This is a genomic window from Pontibacter sp. HJ8 (genome assembly GCF_054824225.1).
Genome location: NZ_JSYF01000547.1, coordinates 1 through 2,088, shown reverse-complemented (window position 1 = coordinate 2,088; position 2,088 = coordinate 1). Strand labels below are relative to the sequence as shown.

3 protein-coding genes are annotated in these 2,088 nt (G+C 53.5%); 1 reads left to right on the top strand and 2 read right to left on the bottom strand.

Annotated features, from left to right (window positions below):
- Positions 1 to 972: DUF4403 family protein (locus OB13_RS19235; protein WP_461491807.1), on the top strand; the 972-nt coding region annotated here is incomplete at its 5' end.
- 2 nt (positions 973 to 974) lie between these two features.
- On the opposite strand, the gene OB13_RS19230 is transcribed toward OB13_RS19235, so the two are convergent.
- Positions 975 to 1,745, bottom strand: coding sequence for a hypothetical protein (locus tag OB13_RS19230; RefSeq protein WP_461491806.1), 771 nt, complete (start codon positions 1,743 to 1,745; stop codon positions 975 to 977).
- Between the two features lie 8 nt (positions 1,746 to 1,753).
- Positions 1,754 to 1,876 (bottom strand): hypothetical protein, encoded by a 123-nt coding sequence (locus OB13_RS19225; RefSeq protein WP_461491805.1) that lies wholly within the window; start codon positions 1,874 to 1,876, stop codon positions 1,754 to 1,756.
- Positions 1,877 to 2,088 lie beyond the last annotated feature (212 nt).

The window sequence follows — 2,088 nt, the reverse complement described above, 5'->3', positions numbered from 1 at the left end:
AGTGGCAGCTTTGAGTGGGGCACCACCAAGCCGTATATCGAGCTGGGACCCTTGAAGATCGGGCTGGCCCGTTTTGTAGAGCCTGCCCTCAAGCAGCAGATGAACCTGATCGCCCGGCATCTGGACAAGGAAATACAGTCCCGCCTGAACATACGGCAGTACGTGGCCGATACCTGGACCCGAATGCAACAGCCCGTCAAGCTGGACAACAACCTGAACGCCTGGCTGCGTGTTGAGCCGCAGGAAGTACGCATGGCGCCCCTGTATGCCCACGACGGCAGCCTGCACACGCGCCTGGGCATCACTTCTTACATACACGTCACCACCGATGGCAAGCCGCAGGCACAGATCAACCCCAACTTGCCCCGGCTGATCCTGGACAACCGCATGCGGGACGATATACAGATCGGCCTGACGGCTACGGTACCTTATGCTCATGCCAGCAGTATGCTGCAGCAGCAGGTCAAAAACCAGACCTATACATTCGATGACGGCAAAAGCCAGGTAACGGTAAAAGACGCCGCCATTACGCCGGGCGGGGAACAACTGGTACTGATGCTGGACGTGGACGGCAAAACCAAAGCAGGCCTGTTCACCAAAAAGCTGACAGGCAAGATCTACCTGCGCGGCACGCCCTACTACGATCCCCAGACAGCTTCCATTAAGCTACGCGACATCGACTACGACCTAGACACGAAAGACAGGCTGTTGAGTACGGCCAGCTGGCTGGCCAAAAACAAATTCAAGGAGATGATACAGAGTGAGGTGGATATACCTGTGCAGCGTCAGTTGACGGATGTACGGAATCTGCTGCAGCATACCTTAGATCAGTCCGGGCGGATGCACGAGTCAGTGCTGCTGCGCGGGGCAGTCAACGAACTGGTGCTCGAAACGATTTACCTCTCCCCGACAGGTATACAAGCCATCGTGCATGCCAGCGGCAGCCTGACAGCTACGGTCGATAAGCTCTAAGCTTACTTTATACCTGCTTTGTTGATGGGGGTAGGGCTGTTAAAAACTTTATCGGGCACGGAGGCCGGCGCGGCTACATGCGTCAGTTTAAACTCGCTTTCCGGGTTGCTGCGGTCGCTGGCCAGTTTTATACTTCCGTAGTCGCGGTAATCGCTCCAGCGGCGGGTAAAGGTGGGCTCGGTATCATCATGGTTCCGGAAAAAGGCCCATTGCGTCACCAGTCCCTGGTCCTTGTCTACCCAAATGTGATACTTGTTCTGTGGCGTCAGGCCCACCTCTCCAAAAGTCATTTCCAGCTCATCGGCCGGGGCGCCATCCATTGTTTTATCCTCGCCTATATAAGTCAGATTCACGCCGGGGTCCAGCAACTTAAAGGGCATCACGAGCCAGTAAGCATTATTGATCCAGGCGCCATAGGCGCGTTCCAGCACCTGCTGCTTTTCCTCGGGGTTCTGCAGCTCCTGGCCGGCTACGTATACTTTGCCCTCTTTGGTCTCGGTGTTGAGAATAGCGACCAGGCTATCCATTTCCCAGCGGTAGCGGTTCTGCTGTTTGTCCCATACCTGGTACTGGTCGTTAAAAGTCCAGGCAAGGTAACGAGTGTCGTTCCAGCCCTTTTCGCCGCCCATGTTGTCGATAATTTTTCGGGCTATACGTTGGGCTTTCTCTTCCGGGGATTGGGTACAGGCCAGCGGCAAGAGCAGCAGGCACAAAAACAAGGATTTTAGGATAGATCGGAGTGGCATCGGCTTATACTTTGTTTGCGCTCTCATGTACGGATTTATACTTTCTGCGCCAAGGCTTTGGCTTTCTGATCTGATTGCGCTGCAGCAGGCTGCGAGGTAGTGGCGACCAGCAGGGCGATGCCCAGCAGCATAGGCAGAAGTGATTGTCTAACGTTCATAGGTTGTGTGCATTAGGATAATCCAATATACGTGATAATGCGGTAGCGGCTATACCTGCAGACTTAATTTATTCCTATCGTTGGGTAAATTCTAACCAATGATTTGTGGCTGCCGTATCAAAAAGCGATTCAGAAACTGAAACCAGACGCATGACCACCTCTATCAAACATAAAATTATACCGCTTTTCAAGGCTACCTTTTCCGGTTTTAC

Coding starts and splice junctions, on each gene's coding strand:
- OB13_RS19230 (WP_461491806.1), bottom strand. CDS start 1,745: ATGAGAGCGCAAACAAAGTATAAGCCGATGCCACTCCGATCTATCCTA.
- OB13_RS19225 (WP_461491805.1), bottom strand. CDS start 1,876: ATGAACGTTAGACAATCACTTCTGCCTATGCTGCTGGGCATCGCCCTG.